We start from the raw sequence: 23,163 nt of genomic DNA on the forward strand, positions 1-23,163 counted from the left end.
GCACGAGACCACCCGGAGAGGACGCCCGATGAACTTCGACTTCACCGTCGACGAGGCCCACAACGACGCCAACAACGAGTACTTCCGCGACGGCAAACGCCTGCGGCTGTCGGCGGCGATCATGGCCGTGCTGCTGTGGGTCGGCGGCGGCCTCGCGCTGTGGTTGCTGGGCACCTCCGGGGTGGCCCTGTTCCTGGGCATCCTCAGCATCACCTTCGGCACGATGTGCGCCTGGGTGGCGCTGACCCTGCCGGGCACCACCGGCACCCCGCAGGACCTCTACGACACGTGGCCGCTGGCGCCGGCGATGATCGCCGAGGTCGACCCGCGCACCATGACGCTGATGGCCCTGGTGGACACGGCCTCCGACGAGGGCGCCGAGCCCCGGCGCGCCCTGGCGCTGCGCACCGTGACCAAGGTCGCCGGCACCCCGCGCACCGTCGGCGCGCGCGTGCCCTCGGTGGCCGTGGGAGGCAAGCACCGCCGCGGCCGCGACCACTGGGACCAGATCACGCCGGTCCCGATCGCCTGGGCGACGCCGTCGTCGCGCACCCGGCGCAACGCCGAGCGCTCCATCCCCGAGGAGGACTGGCGGCTGCTGAACGACAACATCGGCCGCGTCGCCGAGGTCCGCGCCACCAAGTACGACCTGCTGGAGCTCTAGCTCCCCCAGGCCTCGCGGTTCGCCCGGTCGACGGCATCCTTGTCGTACTCCCCCGCGGGTTCGCCGGGCAGCTCCCGCTCCGTGCCCGTCGCATCGAGGATGTGGCGGGCGAGGTCGGTGATCCGCTCCCGCTGCACCGCGGGCACGGCGACCAGGTGGGTGGCCAGGAACTCCGACGACGTCGCCGGGCGGCCCGCGTCCCGCAGCTTGTCGACGACCACGTCCCCGCCGGCCACCGAATCATCCTCGGTGCCGAGCTGCACGTGCACCCGGGGCAGCCACGACACGTCGCCGAGCGCCGGGGAAACGGACGGATCCGCGGCGTCGGCGTGGCCGAACACCGCCGTGAGCTCCTCGGGGGCGCGCCCGCGCAGGTCCAGCGCCGGCGCGGTCAGGGCCACCGAATCGACGGGCGAACCGGCGTCGTGAAGCAACTTCGCCGCAACCACCGCCGCATGCCCCCCGGACGACTCGCCCCACAGCACCACCGGTGCACCGGCGGCGATCTCCGGCAGCGGCCCGGTGCGCGCCCAGTGCACCGCCGCCGCGAGGTCCTCGGCCGCCGCGGGCATCCGGTGCTCCGGCGCCAGGCGGACGTCGACGTCGACGACGACGGCGCCCGACCTCTGCGCCAGCGCGGCGCACTCCGGGCCGAAGGTGTTGTCGCGGGCGGTGCCGTCGCCCATCCACCACGCGCCGCCGTGGGCACCGACCACCACGGCACCCGTGGGATCGCGCGGCACGAAGACGCGGACCGGCACGCCGCCGGCATCGTGGTCCGCGATGCGGCAGGAGGCGCCGTCGAACGCCACGAACGGCAGGGTGTGGTCGACTCCCGCGCCGAGCACGAGCATCGAGGCGTGGACGATGGCGTCGGGCAACCGGGCGGCGCGGTCGTTGGCTGCGGCGCGGGCGGAGGCGATCTCGTCCGCGGTGCCGTCCCACGGCGTCGGCGGGGCTTCGGCGTACGCCGACACGTGTTCCTCCAGGTAGTCGATGAGCTGCCGCAGCTTGCCCTCGTCGGTGGTCACGGGCGTGAAGCCCTCGCCGGCGGCGTCGTAGCCGGGCCGGGCGTCGAAGCCGGAAATCGGTTCACTCATGCCGCACATTGTGCCAGGAAGCGCCGATGCGAAAAACGCCCCACCCGGCGCCCGCGATTCGCATAACGTCGTTCCCATGAAGGACAGCCCCACCAGCACCACCGATGCCGCGCCGGCCACCCCGACCGTGCGGCGACTGCGCCCCTTCGGCGAGACGATCTTCGCCACCATGAGCCGCCTGGCCGCGACCACCGGGGCGATCAACCTCGGACAGGGTTACCCCGACAGCGATGGGCCGCAGGTCATGCTCGACGAGGCCGTGGCCGCCATCCGCCGCGGCGACAACCAGTACGCGCCCGGGCGCGGTGATGCGGGGCTGCGGCGGGCGATCTGCGACGACCGCGCCCGGCGCCTGGGTCAGCGGTGGGATCCCGACACCGAGTGCCTGGTCACCGTGGGCGCCACCGAGGGCATCACCGCGGCGGTGCTGGCGCTGGTCGAGCCCGGGGCGCACGTGGTGCTCATCGAGCCGTTCTACGACTCCTACCGCGCCGCCGTCGCCCTCGCCGGCGCGGAGTGGACGTCGGTGCCGCTCGTTCCGGGCGAGGGCGGCTGGCGCCTGGACGTTGCCGCGCTGCGGGCGGCCGTGCGCGACGACACCTCGATGATCATCGTCAACTCCCCGCACAACCCGACGGGCGCCATCCTCACGGCGGAGGAGCTCGGGGCCGTGGCCGAGGCGGCGCGCGGCGCCGGCGCCTTCGTCCTGGCCGACGAGGTCTACGAGCGACTGCTTTACGACGGCAACGCGCACCTGTCCATCGCCGACCTGCCGGGCATGCGCGACAGGTGCGTGGTCGTCTCCTCCGCCGCGAAGACCTTCAACGTCACCGGGTGGAAGACCGGATGGGTGCTCGGCTGCCCGGAGATCGTCTCCGCCGTCGCGACGTCCAAGCAGTACCTGAGCTACGTCGGCGTCACCCACGTGCAGCCCGCCGTCGCGCGGGGCCTCGACGAGTGCGACGAGTGGGTCGAGCGGATGGCGCGGGAGCTGGAGTCGAACCGGGATCTGCTGGTCGACGGGCTGCGCGGGCTCGGCCTGACCGTCCACGATGCGCAGGGCGGGTACTTCGTCGTCGCCGATGTTTCGCCGCTGGGCCTGGGCGACGCGATGGAGACGTGCATGGCCCTGCCGGAGACCGTCGGCGTCGCCGCCATCCCCGTCACGGCCTTCGTCGACGATGCCGGCGACGAGCGGTGGAGGAATCTCGCGCGGTTCGGCTTCTGCAAGCGGGAGAGCGTGCTCCGCGAGGCGCTGGAGAAGCTGCGGAACCATCTCGAGGGGCGTTAGGGCCGCAGTACCCGATGAACGGAAGAGGATGCCATGGACCCCAACACCCTGAAGAAGCTTGAAATTTACTTCGGCAAGAACCCGCGGTTCGCAGGAAAACCGGCGTCGGATGCCGACATAGCCCACGCGGAAAGCACATTGGGATTGAAATTCAACGATGAGTACGAACAACTCATCCGGAACTTCGGCGGCTGCATCATCGGCATCGATGTCCACGCCTTCGAAAACTCGCCCATCCAAGGCAGGGAAACCGTGATAGAGCTGACCGAATGGTTCAGGGAATCATGGCCGGACGCCGCGGACGAAAGCCACTTGAACTACTTCGCGATTTCCGACGACGGCTCCGGCAACGAAATCTTGATGAAAGCCGGCGACAATCGGATATTCATCTTCTACCACGACAGTGGGTCCACTGAAGTTTTGTTCGATTCGCTGGAAGACATGATCAACGCGTGTGGCGCACTTGATGCCTGAAACGCGAAGGAGCCGTCGCCGGCCCACACCCCCAACAGGGGCATGAACCAACGACGGCTCCAACACCATGTTTATTGGCCGGCAGTGACCTACTCTCCCACACCCTCCCAGGTGCAGTACCATCGGCGCAGGTGGGCTTAGCTTCCGGGTTCGGAATGGGACCGGGCGTGACCCCACCGCTATAACCACCGACACGTATACACGGGACTTCTCCGCAACCCACCACAACACCCCAACAAAACCGGGGCGGGTGGGCGGTGCTGTCCCAGACGCTGGATAGTGGACGCGAACCAAACCTGGTTCTTCTCGTTACGTAGAAATGTCACACGCCATACCCCGAAGTGGGGTGTGTGTTGACGTTCGGCCTATTAGTACCGGTCACCTGAACACGTTACCGTGCGTACAGATCCGGCCTATCAACCCCATCATCTATGGGGGACCTCAAATGAAACCTGATCTCGGAACAGGCTTCCCGCTTAGATGCTTTCAGCGGTTATCCCTTCCGTACGTAGCCAACCAGCAATGCCCCTGGCGGAACAACTGGCACACCAGAGGTACGTCCGTCCCGGTCCTCTCGTACTAGGGACAGCCTTCCTCAAGTTTCCACGCGCGCGGCGGATAGAGACCGAACTGTCTCACGACGTTCTAAACCCAGCTCGCGTGCCGCTTTAATGGGCGAACAGCCCAACCCTTGGGACCTACTCCAGCCCCAGGATGCGACGAGCCGACATCGAGGTGCCAAACCATCCCGTCGATATGGACTCTTGGGGAAGATCAGCCTGTTATCCCCGGGGTACCTTTTATCCGTTGAGCGACACCGCTTCCACAAGCCGGTGCCGGATCACTAGTCCCTACTTTCGTACCTGCTCGACCTGTCAGTCTCACAGTCAAGCTCCCTTGTGCACTTACACTCAACACCTGATTGCCAACCAGGCTGAGGGAACCTTTGGGCGCCTCCGTTACTCTTTGGGAGGCAACCGCCCCAGTTAAACTACCCACCAGGCACTGTCCCCAACCCGGATCACGGGCCGAGGTTAGATATCCAATACGATCAGAGTGGTATTTCAACAACGACTCCACCCCAACTGGCGTTGAGGTTTCACAGTCTCCCACCTATCCTACACAAACCGAACCGAACACCAATACCAAGCTATAGTGAAGGTCCCGGGGTCTTTTCGTCCTGCCGCGCGTAACGAGCATCTTTACTCGTACTGCAATTTCGCCGGGTCTGTGGTTGAGACAGCAGGGAAGTCGTTACGCCATTCGTGCAGGTCGGAACTTACCCGACAAGGAATTTCGCTACCTTAGGATGGTTATAGTTACCACCGCCGTTTACTGGGGCTTAAATTCTCCGCTTCGGCCGGCCAAAAGCCAACCTAACAGGTCCTCTTAACCTTCCAGCACCGGGCAGGCGTCAGTCCGTATACATCGACTTACACGTCTTCGCACGGACCTGTGTTTTTAGTAAACAGTCGCTTCCCTCTATTCTCTGCGGCCACACGGCGCCGTCCGCCGAAAAGGCATGGACACCACGAGGCCCCCCTTCTCCCGAAGTTACGGGGGCATTTTGCCGAGTTCCTTAACCACAGTTCACCCGATCGCCTTAGTATTCTCTACCTGACCACCTGTGTCGGTTTGGGGTACGGGCCACACAACCACATCGCTAGAGGCTTTTCTCGGCAGCATAGGATCACCGACTTCCCCACTACGGGTACGCATCACGTCTCACCCTTAGCGCAACCCGGATTTACCTGGGCTGCGGGCTACACGCTTACACCACCATCCATCCGGTGGCACGGCTACCTTCCTGCGTCACCCCATCACTTGGCTACTACCAGATCAGGTCCCCTGCATCCACGACCAGACACCACCCAAAGGGCAGCGAAAAGACGCTTCAGGAGGGTTAGTCTCACTGATTCACCATGGGCGCGATTGCGCGGGTACGGGAATATCAACCCGTTGTCCATCGACTACGCCTGTCGGCCTCGCCTTAGGTCCCGACTCACCCTGGGAGGATTAACCTGGCCCAGGAACCCTTGGTCATCCGGCGGAGGAGTTTTCCACTCCTCATTCGCTACTCATGCCTGCATTCTCACTCGCGTCCACTCCACCACAGGTCACCCCGCAGCTTCACAGCCGAACACGACGCTCCCCTACCCAACCAACCAAAAGGCTGATTGCCGCGGCTTCGGCGGTATGCTTGAGCCCCACTACATTGTCGGCGCAGGACCACTCGACCAGTGAGCTATTACGCACTCTTTCAAGGATGGCTGCTTCTAAGCCAACCTCCTGGTTGTCTTCGCGATCCCACATCCTTTTCCACTTAGCATACCCTTAGGGGCCTTAGCCGGCGATCTGGGCTGTTTCCCTCTCGACTACGAAGCTTATCCCCCGCAGTCTCACTGCCGTGCTCTCACCTCACCGGCATTCGGAGTTTGGCTGATGTCGCTAAGATGATAGTCCCGCTAAACCAACCAGTAGCTCTACCTCCAGGAGGAAACACACGACGCTGCACCTAAATGCATTTCGGGGAGAACCAGCTATCACGGAGTTTGATTGGCCTTTCACCCCTACCCACAACTCATCCCCTCAGTTTTCAACCTAAGTGGGTTCGCGCCTCCACTGAGTCTTACCTCTGCTTCACACTGGCCATGGGTAGATCACTCCGCTTCGGGTCCAGGACACGCCACTACAAACACACTAGTTAGTATTCGCTTTCGCTACGGCTACCCCACACGGGTTAACCTCGCGACGTGCCGCTGACTCGCAGGCTCATTCTTCAAAAGGCACGCCATCACCCCACGAGGAGGCTCTGACGGATTGTAAGCACACGGTTTCAGGTACTATTTCACTCCCCTCCCGGGGTACTTTTCACCATTCCCTCACGGTACTATCCGCTATCGGTCACAGAAGGTATTCAGGCTTACCGGGTGGTCCCGGCAGATTCACAGCAGATTTCACGGGCCCGCTGCTACTCGGGGACAAACGCAACCAACGCGCCATGGCTTTCACGTACCGGGCTCTCACCGTCTACGGCAGGCGATTCCACGCACTTTCCGCTAACCACGAACAAACATCGGCGCACAGCTGGCAGACCATGCACGCGCAAACCCCACAACACCACACACGCAACCCCTGCCAGGTATCACACGCATGCGGTTTAGCCTCCTCCGCGTTCGCTCGCCACTACTAACGGAATCACAATTGTTTTCTCTTCCTACGGGTACTGAGATGTTTCACTTCCCCGCGTAACCACCAACCAGACTATGAATTCATCTGGCGGCGACCGCCCATAACGACGGCCAGGTTTCCCCATTCGGACACCCTCGGATCAACGCTCAGTTGGCAGCTCCCCGAGGCATTTCGCAGCCTCTCACGTCCTTCATCGGCCTCCTGATGCCAAGGCATCCACCGTGTGCCCTTACAACACAACACACAAAACGACCAAACAGAACAAACTGTTGGAACAAATCTACAGAAAAATCAAGATGCTCGCGTCCACTATCCAGTTCTCACACAACACCAACCACCACCACACCACCCCCACCACACAAGCAGGAGAAGCAGGCAATGACCGCAACAGGAAAAACCACCACACCACACACGGCCAAAACCGCCTGTAATGCGAGCGTGCCTTCCCAGACACCCGACAGCGCACCGATGCACAAACTTCTTCGTGTTGGACCGCACCATGCGGCCGGCAAGCGTCCACCCAAAAAACGCGGGCCGCCACCACACCCCACAGGAGTGACCAGGCAACAACCCGACTTTCAAAAAATAAGCTCCTTAGAAAGGAGGTGATCCAGCCGCACCTTCCGGTACGGCTACCTTGTTACGACTTCGTCCCAATCGCCGATCCCACCTTCGACAGCTCCCCCCAAAAAAGGTTGGGCCACTGGCTTCGGGTGTTACCGACTTTCATGACGTGACGGGCGGTGTGTACAAGGCCCGGGAACGTATTCACCGCAGCGTTGCTGATCTGCGATTACTAGCGACTCCGACTTCACGGGGTCGAGTTGCAGACCCCGATCCGAACTGAGACCGGCTTTAAGGGATTAGCTCCGCCTCACGGCATCGCAACCCACTGTACCGACCATTGTAGCATGTGTGAAGCCCTGGACATAAGGGGCATGATGATTTGACGTCATCCCCACCTTCCTCCGAGTTGACCCCGGCAGTTTCTCACGAGTCCCCACCATAACGTGCTGGCAACATAAGACAAGGGTTGCGCTCGTTGCGGGACTTAACCCAACATCTCACGACACGAGCTGACGACAACCATGCACCACCTGTATACGAGCCACAAGGGAAAGACCATCTCTGGCCCGATCCCGTACATGTCAAGCCCAGGTAAGGTTCTTCGCGTTGCATCGAATTAATCCACATGCTCCGCCGCTTGTGCGGGCCCCCGTCAATTCCTTTGAGTTTTAGCCTTGCGGCCGTACTCCCCAGGCGGGGCGCTTAATGCGTTAGCTACGGCACAGAAGTCGTGGAAGACCCCTACACCTAGCGCCCACCGTTTACGGCATGGACTACCAGGGTATCTAATCCTGTTCGCTACCCATGCTTTCGCTCCTCAGCGTCAGTTACTGCCCAGAGACCCGCCTTCGCCACCGGTGTTCCTCCTGATATCTGCGCATTTCACCGCTACACCAGGAATTCCAGTCTCCCCTACAGTACTCAAGTTATGCCCGTATCGCCTGCACGCCCGGAGTTGAGCCCCGGAATTTCACAGACGACGCGACAAACCACCTACGAGCTCTTTACGCCCAGTAATTCCGGACAACGCTCGCACCCTACGTATTACCGCGGCTGCTGGCACGTAGTTAGCCGGTGCTTCTTCTCCATCTACCGTCAGAAAACCTTCGTCGATGGTGAAAGGAGTTTACAACCCGAAGGCCGTCATCCCCCACGCGGCGTCGCTGCATCAGGCTTCCGCCCATTGTGCAATATTCCCCACTGCTGCCTCCCGTAGGAGTCTGGGCCGTGTCTCAGTCCCAATGTGGCCGTCCACCCTCTCAGGCCGGCTACCCGTCGCCGCCTTGGTAGGCCATTACCCCACCAACAAGCTGATAGGCCGCGGGCCCATCCCACACCGAAAAAACTTTCCACCACATCCCAACGATGCGGTCCTATCCGGTATTAGACCCAGTTTCCCAGGCTTATCCCGAAGTGCGGGGCAGGTCACCCACGTGTTACTCACCCGTTCGCCACTCGTGTACCCCAGCAAGCTGGGGCCTTACCGTTCGACTTGCATGTGTTAAGCACGCCGCCAGCGTTCGTCCTGAGCCAGGATCAAACTCTCCACAAAAGACTTTTTTTAGTGAAAAGCCCGAAACCGGCAAAAACAAACGACAAACCAACCACAAAAACATGGTCAGCCTGGCATTCATCATCCAAAAAAACAACAGCGCACCCACCCCGACAGGGTGAAGGAGCAGGCACGCCAAAAAGGTTGAAATAAGAGCAACCAGAAACTCCTGGCACTCACCAAATCAACACAAAAAATAGTACATCGGCACACTATCGAGTTCTCAAAAAACACGCGCACACCCAAAACAACCAGGACCGAACCCGGCGCTTCAAGCAGCAAGAAGGAATCTTAAACCACCCGCCGAACCGAAGTCAAACTCGGCCCGACCAGAAGGTGAACTCCCCGCAAACAACCCCACCCGACCAGCACCTCATCGGCACCGACCCGGCGTCTCGCTTGCCCCGGTAACACTACACACGGCCCCGCACCCCAACAAACCCCCAGCACAGGGCGCCGATCCCGTTCAATTTACCGTTGGTTAACCGGCGGCGTACGCTCCACGTGTGAGCACCTCGAAAGTCGCGGCTCCGCCCGCGGTCCATCCAGTAGATCAGTATCCGGGGCACGCGAAGGCGCTGCTGCTCGGATTCCAACATGTCCTCGCGGCCTATGCGGGCGCGGTCGCAGTGCCCCTCTTCGTGGGTTGGGCGCTCGTCGACGCCGGCCGGATGCAGCCGTCGGACATCCCGCATCTCATCGCGGCCGATCTGTTCGTCGCGGGTCTGGCCACGATCGTCCAGTCGGTGGGCATCTGGCGCTTCGGCGTCCGGCTCCCGCTGATCCAGGGCTGCACGTTTTCCGCGGCCATTCCGATGGTCACCATCGGCTCCCAGTACGGCGTGCCGGCCATCTACGGCTCGGTGATCGCCTCGGGCATCTTCATGATGCTCTTCGCCCCGCTGTTCGCGTCGCTGCTTCGGTTCTTCCCTCCCCTGGTGACGGGCACCGTGCTCCTCATTATCGGTTCGACGCTCATGCCGGTCGCGGCGGATTGGGTCGGCGGCGGCGCGGAGGTGAAGGGCACGGATGCCTACGGCACGCCGCAGAACCTCGCGGTGGCGTTCGGCGTCCTCGCCCTCATCCTGGTCATCGACAGGTGGGGGCCGGCGTGGCTGTCCCGCATTGCGGTGCTGGTGGGCATGTTGACGGGCCTCGTGGTCTGCATCCCGCTGGGCATGGTCGACTGGTCCACGACCGCGGATTCCCCGGTTTTCGGCCTCACCACCCCGTTCTATTTCGGGCTCCCGGAGTTCGTCTTCGCCGCCATCTTCGCCATGTGCATCGTGTCGCTGGTGACCATGGTCGAGGCGACGGGCGACGTCCTGGCGATCGGCGAGATCACGGATTCGAAGGTCGATGACCGGCGGATCGCGGACACGCTGCGCGCCGATGGTGCAGCGACCGTCGTCGGCGGCATCTTCAATACGTTCCAGTACACGGCGTTCGCGCAGAACATCGGCGTCCTGTCGATCACGGGCGTGCGCTCGCGCTGGGTCACCGCGGTCGCCGGCGGCATGCTCGTGATCCTGGGCCTGATCCCGAAGACCGCGGCGCTCGTCGCGGCGATCCCGGCCCCGGTGCTCGGCGGCGCCGGCATCGCGTTGTTCGGCATGGTCGCGGCATCGGGCGTGCGCACGTTGTCGAAGGTGAAGTTCACCGAGTCCAACGTCATCGTCGTCGGCGTCCCCCTCGCGCTCGCGCTGCTGCCGGCCGTCGCGCCCGGCTTGTTCACGCAGCTGCCGTCGTGGGCGCAGACGTTCATGGCGTCGGGCATCTGCATTGGCGCGGTGGCGGCGATCCTGCTCAACTTGGTCTTCAACACCGGCGAACGAGCGCCGCATTCGGCGGAGTACACCGTCCACGACACCTTCCGCGGCGGGATCAACTCGCAGGACAAGGATCACGACGGATGGGGAGACACCCCGGACCAGCGCTGACCCCGGCGCCCGCGGGTCACCCGCGGCCGCAGCTCGCTTTACGACGACAACGCCCCCGCGATCACCCTCATCGTGATCGCGGGGGCGTTCCCATTCTCCGAAGCCGGCTGACCGAGCGTGGACACGTCCGGCCCGGCGGCCCATCGCGCAGCGGGCACCGCCAGCTCGAGGACGTCGGCAAGGAACCCGCAGAGGCGCCGCACCCCGGCAACCCGTCCATTCCGGGATCCTTCCGCTCCGCGAACATGCAGAGCTCGAGGACGGCCTCGAGGATTCAAAAGCTGTGGCGCACCCCGCCACGCCCCGGCGACCGCCACCCCCTCTTCATGCCTCGGCCGACCGCAACGCCCTTCGCGGCGCGGCACACCCACCCTGAATGCGCACACCCACCCGCTGCAACGGGTGGCTCTGCCCATTCGGGGTGGGTTAACCACCACACCCCCCAAACGCGAAGGAGCCGTCGCCGGCCCACACCCCACCAGGGGGCATGAACCAACGACGGCTCCAACACAAACCATGTTTATTGGCCGGCAGTGACCTACTCTCCCACACCCTCCCAGGTGCAGTACCATCGGCGCAGGTGGGCTTAGCTTCCGGGTTCGGAATGGGACCGGGCGTGACCCCACCGCTATAACCACCGACACGTATACACGGGACTTCTCCGCAACCCACCACAACACCCCAACAAAACCGGGGCGGGTGGGCGGTGCTGTCCCAGACGCTGGATAGTGGACGCGAACCAAACCTGGTTCTTCTCGTTACGTAGAAATGTCACACGCCATACCCCGAAGTGGGGTGTGTGTTGACGTTCGGCCTATTAGTACCGGTCACCTGAACACGTTACCGTGCGTACAGATCCGGCCTATCAACCCCATCATCTATGGGGGACCTCAAATGAAACCTGATCTCGGAACAGGCTTCCCGCTTAGATGCTTTCAGCGGTTATCCCTTCCGTACGTAGCCAACCAGCAATGCCCCTGGCGGAACAACTGGCACACCAGAGGTACGTCCGTCCCGGTCCTCTCGTACTAGGGACAGCCTTCCTCAAGTTTCCACGCGCGCGGCGGATAGAGACCGAACTGTCTCACGACGTTCTAAACCCAGCTCGCGTGCCGCTTTAATGGGCGAACAGCCCAACCCTTGGGACCTACTCCAGCCCCAGGATGCGACGAGCCGACATCGAGGTGCCAAACCATCCCGTCGATATGGACTCTTGGGGAAGATCAGCCTGTTATCCCCGGGGTACCTTTTATCCGTTGAGCGACACCGCTTCCACAAGCCGGTGCCGGATCACTAGTCCCTACTTTCGTACCTGCTCGACCTGTCAGTCTCACAGTCAAGCTCCCTTGTGCACTTACACTCAACACCTGATTGCCAACCAGGCTGAGGGAACCTTTGGGCGCCTCCGTTACTCTTTGGGAGGCAACCGCCCCAGTTAAACTACCCACCAGGCACTGTCCCCAACCCGGATCACGGGCCGAGGTTAGATATCCTATACGATCAGAGTGGTATTTCAACAACGACTCCACCCCAACTGGCGTTGAGGTTTCACAGTCTCCCACCTATCCTACACAAACCGAACCGAACACCAATACCAAGCTATAGTGAAGGTCCCGGGGTCTTTTCGTCCTGCCGCGCGTAACGAGCATCTTTACTCGTACTGCAATTTCGCCGGGTCTGTGGTTGAGACAGCAGGGAAGTCGTTACGCCATTCGTGCAGGTCGGAACTTACCCGACAAGGAATTTCGCTACCTTAGGATGGTTATAGTTACCACCGCCGTTTACTGGGGCTTAAATTCTCCGCTTCGGCCGGCCAAAAGCCAACCTAACAGGTCCTCTTAACCTTCCAGCACCGGGCAGGCGTCAGTCCGTATACATCGACTTACACGTCTTCGCACGGACCTGTGTTTTTAGTAAACAGTCGCTTCCCTCTATTCTCTGCGGCCACACGGCGCCGTCCGCCGAAAAGGCATGGACACCACGAGGCCCCCCTTCTCCCGAAGTTACGGGGGCATTTTGCCGAGTTCCTTAACCACAGTTCACCCGATCGCCTTAGTATTCTCTACCTGACCACCTGTGTCGGTTTGGGGTACGGGCCACACAACCACATCGCTAGAGGCTTTTCTCGGCAGCATAGGATCACCGACTTCCCCACTACGGGTACGCATCACGTCTCACCCTTAGCGCAACCCGGATTTACCTGGGCTGCGGGCTACACGCTTACACCACCATCCATCCGGTGGCACGGCTACCTTCCTGCGTCACCCCATCACTTGGCTACTACCAGATCAGGTCCCCTGCATCCACGACCAGACACCACCCAAAGGGCAGCGAAAAGACGCTTCAGGAGGGTTAGTCTCACTGATTCACCATGGGCGCGATTGCGCGGGTACGGGAATATCAACCCGTTGTCCATCGACTACGCCTGTCGGCCTCGCCTTAGGTCCCGACTCACCCTGGGAGGATTAACCTGGCCCAGGAACCCTTGGTCATCCGGCGGAGGAGTTTTCCACTCCTCATTCGCTACTCATGCCTGCATTCTCACTCGCGTCCACTCCACCACAGGTCACCCCGCAGCTTCACAGCCGAACACGACGCTCCCCTACCCAACCAACCAAAAGGCTGATTGCCGCGGCTTCGGCGGTATGCTTGAGCCCCACTACATTGTCGGCGCAGGACCACTCGACCAGTGAGCTATTACGCACTCTTTCAAGGATGGCTGCTTCTAAGCCAACCTCCTGGTTGTCTTCGCGATCCCACATCCTTTTCCACTTAGCATACCCTTAGGGGCCTTAGCCGGCGATCTGGGCTGTTTCCCTCTCGACTACGAAGCTTATCCCCCGCAGTCTCACTGCCGTGCTCTCACCTCACCGGCATTCGGAGTTTGGCTGATGTCGCTAAGATGATAGTCCCGCTAAACCAACCAGTAGCTCTACCTCCAGGAGGAAACACACGACGCTGCACCTAAATGCATTTCGGGGAGAACCAGCTATCACGGAGTTTGATTGGCCTTTCACCCCTACCCACAACTCATCCCCTCAGTTTTCAACCTAAGTGGGTTCGCGCCTCCACAGAGTCTTACCTCTGCTTCACACTGGCCATGGGTAGATCACTCCGCTTCGGGTCCAGGACACGCCACTACAAACACACTAGTTAGTATTCGCTTTCGCTACGGCTACCCCACACGGGTTAACCTCGCGACGTGCCGCTGACTCGCAGGCTCATTCTTCAAAAGGCACGCCATCACCCCACGAGGAGGCTCTGACGGATTGTAAGCACACGGTTTCAGGTACTATTTCACTCCCCTCCCGGGGTACTTTTCACCATTCCCTCACGGTACTATCCGCTATCGGTCACAGAAGGTATTCAGGCTTACCGGGTGGTCCCGGCAGATTCACAGCAGATTTCACGGGCCCGCTGCTACTCGGGGACAAACGCAACCAACGCGCCATGGCTTTCACGTACCGGGCTCTCACCGTCTACGGCAGGCGATTCCACGCACTTTCCGCTAACCACGAACAAACATCGGCGCACAGCTGGCAGACCATGCACGCGCAAACCCCACAACACCACACACGCAACCCCTGCCAGGTATCACACGCATGCGGTTTAGCCTCCTCCGCGTTCGCTCGCCACTACTAACGGAATCACAATTGTTTTCTCTTCCTACGGGTACTGAGATGTTTCACTTCCCCGCGTAACCACCAACCAGACTATGAATTCATCTGGCGGCGACCGCCCATAACGACGGCCAGGTTTCCCCATTCGGACACCCTCGGATCAACGCTCAGTTGGCAGCTCCCCGAGGCATTTCGCAGCCTCTCACGTCCTTCATCGGCCTCCTGATGCCAAGGCATCCACCGTGTGCCCTTACAACACAACACACAAAACGACCAAACAGAACAAACTGTTGGAACAAATCTACAGAAAAATCAAGATGCTCGCGTCCACTATCCAGTTCTCACACAACACCAACCACCACCACACCACCCCCACCACACAAGCAGGAGAAGCAGGCAATGACCGCAACAGGAAAAACCACCACACCACACACGGCCAAAACCGCCTGTAATGCGAGCGTGCCTTCCCAGACACCCGACAGCGCACCGATGCACAAACTTCTTCGTGTTGGACCGCACCATGCGGCCGGCAAGCGTCCACCCAAAAAACGCGGGCCGCCACCACACCCCACAGGAGTGACCAGGCAACAACCCGACTTTCAAAAAATAAGCTCCTTAGAAAGGAGGTGATCCAGCCGCACCTTCCGGTACGGCTACCTTGTTACGACTTCGTCCCAATCGCCGATCCCACCTTCGACAGCTCCCCCCAAAAAAGGTTGGGCCACTGGCTTCGGGTGTTACCGACTTTCATGACGTGACGGGCGGTGTGTACAAGGCCCGGGAACGTATTCACCGCAGCGTTGCTGATCTGCGATTACTAGCGACTCCGACTTCACGGGGTCGAGTTGCAGACCCCGATCCGAACTGAGACCGGCTTTAAGGGATTAGCTCCGCCTCACGGCATCGCAACCCACTGTACCGACCATTGTAGCATGTGTGAAGCCCTGGACATAAGGGGCATGATGATTTGACGTCATCCCCACCTTCCTCCGAGTTGACCCCGGCAGTTTCTCACGAGTCCCCACCATAACGTGCTGGCAACATAAGACAAGGGTTGCGCTCGTTGCGGGACTTAACCCAACATCTCACGACACGAGCTGACGACAACCATGCACCACCTGTATACGAGCCACAAGGGAAAGACCATCTCTGGCCCGATCCCGTACATGTCAAGCCCAGGTAAGGTTCTTCGCGTTGCATCGAATTAATCCACATGCTCCGCCGCTTGTGCGGGCCCCCGTCAATTCCTTTGAGTTTTAGCCTTGCGGCCGTACTCCCCAGGCGGGGCGCTTAATGCGTTAGCTACGGCACAGAAGTCGTGGAAGACCCCTACACCTAGCGCCCACCGTTTACGGCATGGACTACCAGGGTATCTAATCCTGTTCGCTACCCATGCTTTCGCTCCTCAGCGTCAGTTACTGCCCAGAGACCCGCCTTCGCCACCGGTGTTCCTCCTGATATCTGCGCATTTCACCGCTACACCAGGAATTCCAGTCTCCCCTACAGTACTCAAGTTATGCCCGTATCGCCTGCACGCCCGGAGTTGAGCCCCGGAATTTCACAGACGACGCGACAAACCACCTACGAGCTCTTTACGCCCAGTAATTCCGGACAACGCTCGCACCCTACGTATTACCGCGGCTGCTGGCACGTAGTTAGCCGGTGCTTCTTCTCCATCTACCGTCAGAAAACCTTCGTCGATGGTGAAAGGAGTTTACAACCCGAAGGCCGTCATCCCCCACGCGGCGTCGCTGCATCAGGCTTCCGCCCATTGTGCAATATTCCCCACTGCTGCCTCCCGTAGGAGTCTGGGCCGTGTCTCAGTCCCAATGTGGCCGTCCACCCTCTCAGGCCGGCTACCCGTCGCCGCCTTGGTAGGCCATTACCCCACCAACAAGCTGATAGGCCGCGGGCCCATCCCACACCGAAAAAACTTTCCACCACATCCCAACGATGCGGTCCTATCCGGTATTAGACCCAGTTTCCCAGGCTTATCCCGAAGTGCGGGGCAGGTCACCCACGTGTTACTCACCCGTTCGCCACTCGTGTACCCCAGCAAGCTGGGGCCTTACCGTTCGACTTGCATGTGTTAAGCACGCCGCCAGCGTTCGTCCTGAGCCAGGATCAAACTCTCCACAAAAGACTTTTTTTAGTGAAAAGCCCGAAACCGGCAAAAACAAACGACAAACCAACCACAAAAACATGGTCAGCCTGGCATTCATCATCCAAAAAAACAACAGCGCACCCACCCCGACAGGGTGAAGGAGCAGGCACGCCAAAAAAGGTTGAAATAAGAGCAACCAGAAACTCCTGGCACTCACCAAATCAACACAAAAAATAGTACATCGGCACACTATCGAGTTCTCAAAAAACACGCGCACACCCAAAACAACCAGGCCTCACCCGGCGCTTCAAGCAGCGAGAGAAGAACTTAGCACACCCGCCGAACACCGCGCAAGCAGCGTCCAACCAACAGTGTCTGGCTCTTCCCCCAACCAGCGGCCCGTCCCGCCTTGCGGCGTCGGCCTCGCTGACTCCCAGAACATTACACACGCCGCTTCGAACAAAGCAAAACGCCACGTCAACCCATGTTTCACCGCAAACCCCGCAAACGCCGACGGCCGGGATCCCGTTCCCGGGGATCCCGGCCGCCGTCGCAAAGCCGCTTTTTTCTAGCCCACCCGCTCGACCTCTGCGCCGAGCGAATTGAGGGTCTCCACGAAACCCGGGTACCCGCGGTCGATGTGGTAGACGTCGTGCACTTCGGTGACGTCGCCCGGCTCGGTGCACAGGCCGGCGAGCACCAGGCCGGCGCCCGCGCGGATGTCGGAGGACCACACGGGCGCGGAGCTCAGGCGCTCCTTGCCGCGGATCATCACGTGGTGCCCGTCGACGGTGGCGTCGGTGCCCAGGCGGATCATCTCGTCGACGAAGCGGAACCGCGATTCGAAGACGTTCTCGGTGAGCACGCTGACGCCCTCGCTCACCGCGGCGAGCGCGATGGCCATCGGCTGCAGGTCCGTGGGGAATCCGGGGAACGGCAGGGTCTGGTAGTTCACGGCCTTCGCGCGGCCGTGCATGCGCACCCGGAATCCGGCGCCGTAGGTCTCGACGTTCGCGCCGACGTTCTTCAGCTTCTCCAGCGCCAGGTGCAGGTGGCTGGGGTCGATGCCGCCGACGGTGATGTCGCCACCGGTCATCGCGGCCGCGTACGCCCAGGTGCCTGCGACGATGCGGTCGCCGACGACCTCGTGGCGGGTCGGGGTGAGCTTCTCCACCCCATCGACGGTGATGGTGTTCGACCCGGCGCCCCGGATGCGGGCGCCCATGGCCACGAGCATGTCGCACAGGTCGATGATCTCGGGCTCGCGGGCGGCGTTGTCCAGCACGGTGCGGCCCTCCGCCAGCACCGCCGCGGTGAGGATGTTCTCGGTCGCGCCGACCGACGGGAAGTCGAGCTTGATGTGCGCGCCCCGCAGGTGATCGGCCTCCGCCACCACGCACCCGTGGTTGATGTAGGTCCGCGCGCCGAGCTTCTCCAGCCCCGACTGGTGCATGTCCAGCGGGCGCGAACCGATCGCGTCGCCGCCGGGCAGGGCGACGACGGCCTCGCGGCAGCGGGCGGTCAGCGGACCGAGCACGCACACCGAGGCGCGGAACTGCCGCACCGCGTCGAAGTCGGCCCGCGGCGACAATTCGGCCGGCACGTCGATGCGAACGACGTCGCGCTCCCGTGCCACGGTGCAGCCGAGACCCTCGAGCACGTTCTGCATCAGCGGGACGTCGTCGATGGCCGGGCAGTTGGTCAGCACGGTCGTGCCCTCCGCCAGCAGCGCCGCGCCCATCAGCTTCAGCACGGAGTTCTTCGCGCCGGCGACGCGGACCTGCCCGCTCAGCCGTGCGCCTCCCTTGACCAGGAATCGTTCATTCGCCACGGGAACAACGAAACCACACTTTCGCCGCCGCTGCCTAGAGTGGAGCCATGTCCGTTCACTTGACCCGCATTTACACCCGCACCGGCGACGACGGCACCACCGGCCTGTCCGATTTCAGCCGCGTCCCCAAGGATGATCCGCGCCTGGAGGCGTACGCGGATTGCGACGAGGCGAACGCCGTCATCGGCCAGGTCCTCGTCTTCGGCGAACCGTCCGAGGACGTCGCCGCGGTGCTCCGGCACATCCAGAACGACCTCTTCGACGCCGGCGCCGACCTGGCCACCCCGATCGAGGAGAACCCGAAGTACCCGCCGCTGCGCATCACGGAGGATTACGTCACCCGCCTGGAGGGCTGGTGCGATTCGTTCAACGAGGACCTGCCGGCGCTGAACTCGTTCATCCTGCCGGGCGGCACCAAGGCGGGCGCGCTGCTCCACTCGGCGCGCGTGGTGGCCCGCCGCGCGGAGCGCAAGGCGTGGACCGCGGTGCGCGAGTTCCCCGACACCACGTCGGCGTGGCCGGCGAAGTACCTCAACCGGCTGTCGGACCTGCTGTTCATCCTGTCGCGCGTGGCCAACGGCGGAGACGACGTCCTGTGGGTCCCCGGCGGCGAGCGCGGCGGCGACGCCGGCTCCACCGAGTAGGAGGACGGGGAAGCCGGGCCGCCGCGTCGATCAGGGCACGGCGTCGATCAGGGCACGGCGTCGATCAGGGCAGGGCGCCGATGCGGCGGGCGGCGTTGACCGCCTCGTACCGGGTGTGGGCGCCGAGCTTGCGCATCACCGAGCGCAGGTAGGACTTCACGGTTTCGGCGCCGATGCCCATTTCCTCGGCCGCCTCGACGTTGGTGTGGCCGAGCGCCACGCACGCCAGCACGTCGAGCTCGCGCGCCGACAGCTTGGTGGTCTGCTTCACGCGCACCGGCGTGACCATCTGGTCGCAAAGCTCCTCGAGCTCCTGGCGCAACTTCTCGTCGTCGACGCGGTTGGCCAGCATGCGCAGCTTCGAGTGGGTGGAGCGGACCTGCTCCCACTCGGCGCCGTTCATGACGCGGCCGCCCTTGCCGCCGGAAGCGCGGTCCATGTTGCGGCAGGCGTCCGCGACGGCCAGATCCTGCTCGAGGCACCGGGCGGTCATGGTGACCTCCTCCAGCACCTTGTCCCCCAGCCGCACCGAGGAGTGCACACCGGCGTAGAGCAAGCCGCGCACCTGGCGGGCGACGATCACGGGCACGGCGACGAGCGAGTGCAGTCCCTCGTCCTTGATGTTCTGGTCGTATTCGTGGGTGATCACCTTCGCGCGGAGGTAATCGCTGACGCCCACGGGCCGGCGGGTCGACATGACCCTGCCGCCGACGCCGGCACCGGATTCGATGACCAGATTGTGCATCGCCGGGGTGCGCAGCCCCACCCAGTGGCTGATCTGCATCTTGCCGCCGTCGATGGCTTCCGCGTACATGGTCACCGGGATCCCGGTCGCGTTCTTGAGGGTGACCAGGGACGACTTGATTACCTCGTCGTCGTCCAGAATTCGGTGGGGATCCATCAACCTGCCTCCTGCTGCCCTACCTGCTGCGCCGCCGCCAGGTGACCCCGAGCGGGGGGCGCGTTTCCGTACAGGGGAAACTATACCCTCCAAAAGGGTGCCCCTGCATTGAGGCGATTCTCACATTTTGACCGATGCCCCACCCCCGACGTTCATGAATATCTTCATTCAAATCATGCGGGTCCCCGAAGGCGTGCCCGTTTCCCACCCCCGAGCGGTCCCCGGGTGCGGGGCACGCACGAAAAAGACCGGCCGTCGGCAAGCGAAAACTCCGCTTGACGACGGCCGGCCGGGAAACGTTCCCCCGTCAGCCGGGGGTCAGCCGGTCAGCGCTCCCACTCGGGCTTGCGCTTCTCGGCGAAGGCGTTCATGCCCTCGAACTTGTCGGCCGTGGCGAACAGCGAGTAGAAGACGCGGCGCTCGTAGTGGATGCCCTCGGCCAGGGACGTCTCCAGCGCGCGGTCGACGGCGTCGGTGGCGATGTAGGACGCCGTCAGCGGCATGCCGGCGACCTTCTCCGCGACCTTCGCGACCTCCTCGGCGAAGCCCTCCAGCGGCAGGATGCGCGAGACCAGGCCCGACCGCTCGGCCTCCTCGGCGTCCATCATGCGGCCGGTGAGCACCAGGTCCATCGCCTTGTACTTGCCCACGGCGCGGGTCAGGCGCTGCGAGCCGCCCATGCCGGGGATGACGCCCAGGGTGATCTCGGGCTGGCCGAACTTCGCGTTGTCCGCGGCCAGGATGATGTCGCCCATCATCGCCAGCTCGCAGCCGCCGCCCAGCGCGTAGCCGGACACCGCGGAGATGATCGGCGTGCGCACGCGCGACAGGCGGTCCCAGCCGGAGAACAGCTCGTCCAGGTACGCGTCTTTGTACGAAAGGTCCTTCATCTCCTTGATGTCGGCGCCGGCCGCGAAGGCCTTCTCCGAGCCGATGATCACGATGGCGCCGATGCCGCGGTCGCGGTCGTAGCCCTCGGCGGCTTCCACCAGCTCGTTCATGACCGTGGAGTTCAGGGCGTTGAGCGCCTTGGGGCGGTTCAGCGTGATCGTGGCCACGCGCCCCTCGACGGAGGTGAGGATGGTTTCGTAAGTGGCGTCGGACATTGGTTTCGCCTAGTTCCTTTCGTCGGAGGCCGTGCCATCGGCCCGGGTCTGTTCAATGATGGCAGAGAAGTCCAGGCCGCCGTTGCCGTCCGCCAGGAACCGCGAGTAAAGCTCGCGGGCCAGGCGACCCATCGGAGCGGAGGTGCCCGCGGTGTCCAGGGCGTGCTCGGCCAGGCCGAGGTCCTTGTCCATCAGCGCGGTGGCGAAGCCGGGCTTGAAGCCGTTGTTCGCCGGCGACGTCGGCACCGGGCCCGGGACCGGGCAGTTGACGGTCAGCGACCAGCAGGCGCCGGTCGAGTTCGAGACCACCTCGTGGAACGCCTCCGGCGACAGGCCCAGCTTCTCGCCGAGGACCATCGCCTCGCCGATGGCGATCTGCTCGATGGCCAGCACCATGTTGTTGCAGACCTTCGCGGCCTGGCCGGCGCCCGAGTCGCCGCAGCGGACGATCGACCGGCCCATGTGCTCCAGCACCGGGCGGGCGCGCTCGACGTCGGCGGCGTCGCCGCCGACCATGAACGCCAGCGTGCCGGCGGCGGCGCCGGAGACGCCGCCGGAGACCGGGGCGTCGACGTGCCGGTGGCCGGCCGCGGCGACGCGGGCCGACAGCTCGCGGGCGTCGTCGACGGCGATGGTCGACGAATCGATGAACAGCGCCCCACCCGGGGTGGCGGGCAGCAGCTCGTCGTAGACCGCGCCCACGATCTTGCCGTTGGGCAGCATGGTGACCACGGCGTCGGCGGCGGTGACCGCGTCGACGGCGTTGTCGTGGACCGTGACGCCGGCGTCGGCGGCCGCCCGGCGGGCCTCCGGCGACGGGTCGGACCCGTGGACGGTCAGGCCGGCCTTGGCCAGGTTGGCGGCCATGGGGCCGCCCATGTTGCCCAGGCCGATGACGGCCACGGTGCGGATGTCGGTGGTGCTCATCTCGGTTCTCGCTCCTCGTTGGTGGGGTGGTTCGTCGTCAAGCGGTCGGGGCTAGAAGGCCAGCGCGCCCTTCGCGGCGGCGCGGCCGATCATCATGCGCATGATCTCGTTGGTGCCCTCGAGGATGCGCATGACGCGCAGGTCGCGGACGATGCGCTCGACGTCGTACTCCTCCAGGTAGCCGTAGCCGCCGTGGAGCTGCAGGGCCTCGTCGGCTACCTTGAAGCACGTCTCGGTGACGTGGAGCTTCGCCATCGCGCAGGCCTCGGCGTAGCCCGGGGCCTTGGTGTCCAGGGCATTCGCCGCGTGCGAGAGCATCAGGCGCGACGACTGCAGGCCGGCGGCCATGTCCGCGATGCGGTGGCGCAGGGCGTCGTTGTCCACCAGGGAACCGCCGAAGGCCCTGCGGTCGCGCAGGTAGGACACCGCGCGGCCGAAGGCGAACTCCGCGCCGCCCAGCGCGCAGGCCGCGATGTTGATGCGGCCGCCGTTGAGCCCGCGCATGGCCATGGTGAAGCCCTTGCCCAGCCCCTCCTCGCCGCCGATCAGGCGGTCGGCGGGCACGCGCACGCCGTCGAACATGACCTGGGCGGTCGGCTGGTTGCGCCAGCCCATCTTCTTCTCGTTCGGGCCGAAGGACAGCCCCGGGGTGCCCTTGTCCACCAGGAACGCAGAGATGCCCTTGGCGCCCTCCTCGCCGGTGCGGGCCATGACCAGGTACACGTCCGACGCGCCGGCGCCGGAGATGAACTGCTTCACGCCGTCGAGGACCCACTCGTCGCCGTCCTTGACCGCGCGGGTCGACAGCGACGCGGCGTCCGAGCCGGCGTCGGGCTCGGTCAGGCAGTAGGAGCCCATGATCTCCATCGCCGCCAGCTTCGGCATGAACTCGGCGCGCTGCTCCTCGGTGCCGAACTCGTCGACCATCCACGTGACCATGTTGTGGATGGAGAGGAAGGCCGAGGTGACCGGGCAGCCGCGGGCGATGCGGTTGAACACCACGACGCCGTCGGACCGGGTCAGGCCGGTGCCGCCGTGGTCCTCCGAGCAGTACAGGGCGCCCACGCCCAGCTCGGCCAGGCCGCGCATCTCGTCGACGGGGAAATGGTGGGTCGCGTCCCATTCGGCGGCGTTGGGCGCGATGTGCTTGGCCACGTACGCGTCGATGGTGTCGGCGAGCATCTTCTGGTCTTCGGTGATCCAGGTCATGGGTACCTTCCTGATCTTCCTGTGGTTCCGGCGGGTTTTCG

The 23,163-nt window shown here is 63.3% G+C and carries 11 protein-coding genes and 6 rRNA genes; 5 read left to right on the forward strand and 12 right to left on the reverse strand.

The genetic code is table 11. From position 1 onward, the window contains the following. The first annotated feature begins 28 nt into the window (after window positions 1-28). A complete protein-coding gene (locus tag CHAN_RS11455; RefSeq protein WP_048740753.1) occupies window positions 29-664 on the forward strand; it encodes a DUF3239 domain-containing protein in 636 nt (211 codons plus the stop codon). Here the strand turns inward: CHAN_RS11455 and CHAN_RS11460 are convergent. After that, entirely contained in the window at window positions 661-1,764 is a 1,104-nt protein-coding gene (locus CHAN_RS11460; RefSeq protein ID WP_290289892.1) for an alpha/beta hydrolase, read from the reverse strand. The genes CHAN_RS11455 and CHAN_RS11460 overlap by 4 nt on opposite strands. A gap of 76 nt (window positions 1,765-1,840) precedes the next feature. Between CHAN_RS11460 and CHAN_RS11465 the strand changes: the two genes are divergently transcribed. Together CHAN_RS11465 and CHAN_RS11470 are read left to right on the forward strand one after the other, a co-directional pair. Continuing rightward, window positions 1,841-3,055 carry a pyridoxal phosphate-dependent aminotransferase gene (locus CHAN_RS11465; RefSeq protein WP_290289894.1) on the forward strand — a complete coding sequence of 405 codons (1,215 nt, stop codon included), beginning with the start codon at window positions 1,841-1,843 and terminating at the stop codon, window positions 3,053-3,055. Window positions 3,056-3,088: 33 nt separating this feature from the next. Continuing rightward, window positions 3,089-3,529 (forward strand): SMI1/KNR4 family protein, encoded by a 441-nt coding sequence (locus tag CHAN_RS11470; RefSeq protein WP_290289896.1) that lies wholly within the window; start codon window positions 3,089-3,091, stop codon window positions 3,527-3,529. A 76-nt stretch (window positions 3,530-3,605) separates the two neighbouring features. Here the strand turns inward: CHAN_RS11470 and rrf (CHAN_RS11475) are convergent. From rrf (CHAN_RS11475) to CHAN_RS11485, 3 genes are all read right to left on the reverse strand, one after another. After that, window positions 3,606-3,722: ribosomal RNA gene (gene rrf, locus CHAN_RS11475) — 5S ribosomal RNA — on the reverse strand. Between the two features lie 154 nt (window positions 3,723-3,876). Beyond that, window positions 3,877-6,965: ribosomal RNA gene (locus CHAN_RS11480) — 23S ribosomal RNA — on the reverse strand. 354 nt (window positions 6,966-7,319) lie between these two features. Further along, a 16S ribosomal RNA gene (locus CHAN_RS11485) occupies window positions 7,320-8,840 on the reverse strand. The 16S, 23S and 5S rRNA genes sit together here, the layout of an rRNA operon. 506 nt (window positions 8,841-9,346) lie before the next feature. Between CHAN_RS11485 and CHAN_RS11490 the strand changes: the two genes are divergently transcribed. Further along, window positions 9,347-10,780 (forward strand): nucleobase:cation symporter-2 family protein, encoded by a 1,434-nt coding sequence (locus tag CHAN_RS11490; RefSeq protein WP_048744246.1) that lies wholly within the window; start codon window positions 9,347-9,349, stop codon window positions 10,778-10,780. Window positions 10,781-11,305: 525 nt separating this feature from the next. Here CHAN_RS11490 and rrf (CHAN_RS11495) read toward each other — a convergent pair. The 4 genes from rrf (CHAN_RS11495) to murA all read right to left on the reverse strand — a co-directional run bounded on the left by rrf (CHAN_RS11495) (window position 11,306) and on the right by murA (window position 18,335). Continuing rightward, window positions 11,306-11,422: ribosomal RNA gene (gene rrf, locus CHAN_RS11495) — 5S ribosomal RNA — on the reverse strand. Window positions 11,423-11,576: 154 nt separating this feature from the next. Continuing rightward, window positions 11,577-14,665: ribosomal RNA gene (locus tag CHAN_RS11500) — 23S ribosomal RNA — on the reverse strand. A 354-nt stretch (window positions 14,666-15,019) separates the two neighbouring features. Further along, a 16S ribosomal RNA gene (locus CHAN_RS11505) occupies window positions 15,020-16,540 on the reverse strand. A 532-nt stretch (window positions 16,541-17,072) separates the two neighbouring features. Next, on the reverse strand, window positions 17,073-18,335 hold the full coding sequence (gene murA, locus CHAN_RS11510) for a UDP-N-acetylglucosamine 1-carboxyvinyltransferase (protein ID WP_290289900.1): 1,263 nt from the start codon (window positions 18,333-18,335) through the stop codon (window positions 17,073-17,075). Window positions 18,336-18,382: 47 nt separating this feature from the next. On the opposite strand from murA, the gene CHAN_RS11515 reads away from it, so the two are divergent. Beyond that, window positions 18,383-18,979 carry a cob(I)yrinic acid a,c-diamide adenosyltransferase gene (locus tag CHAN_RS11515; RefSeq protein WP_048742481.1) on the forward strand — a complete coding sequence of 199 codons (597 nt, stop codon included), beginning with the start codon at window positions 18,383-18,385 and terminating at the stop codon, window positions 18,977-18,979. A 64-nt stretch (window positions 18,980-19,043) separates the two neighbouring features. Here CHAN_RS11515 and ramA read toward each other — a convergent pair whose 3' ends face one another. The 4 genes from ramA to CHAN_RS11535 form a co-directional block, all read right to left on the reverse strand. Next, window positions 19,044-19,880 carry an acetate metabolism transcriptional regulator RamA gene (gene ramA / locus CHAN_RS11520; protein ID WP_290289904.1) on the reverse strand — a complete coding sequence of 279 codons (837 nt, stop codon included), beginning with the start codon at window positions 19,878-19,880 and terminating at the stop codon, window positions 19,044-19,046. Window positions 19,881-20,206: 326 nt separating this feature from the next. Next, window positions 20,207-20,986, reverse strand: a complete 780-nt coding sequence (locus CHAN_RS11525; protein ID WP_290289906.1) for an enoyl-CoA hydratase — start codon at window positions 20,984-20,986, stop codon at window positions 20,207-20,209. Between the two features lie 9 nt (window positions 20,987-20,995). Beyond that, window positions 20,996-21,913 carry a 3-hydroxyisobutyrate dehydrogenase gene (gene mmsB / locus CHAN_RS11530; RefSeq protein ID WP_290289908.1) on the reverse strand — a complete coding sequence of 306 codons (918 nt, stop codon included), beginning with the start codon at window positions 21,911-21,913 and terminating at the stop codon, window positions 20,996-20,998. Window positions 21,914-21,964: 51 nt separating this feature from the next. Further along, window positions 21,965-23,122, reverse strand: a complete 1,158-nt coding sequence (locus tag CHAN_RS11535) for an acyl-CoA dehydrogenase family protein (protein WP_290289910.1) — start codon at window positions 23,120-23,122, stop codon at window positions 21,965-21,967. Window positions 23,123-23,163 lie beyond the last annotated feature (41 nt).

The sequence above is a fragment of the Corynebacterium hansenii genome, from assembly GCF_030408795.1.
Lineage (GTDB): Bacteria > Actinomycetota > Actinomycetes > Mycobacteriales > Mycobacteriaceae > Corynebacterium > Corynebacterium hansenii.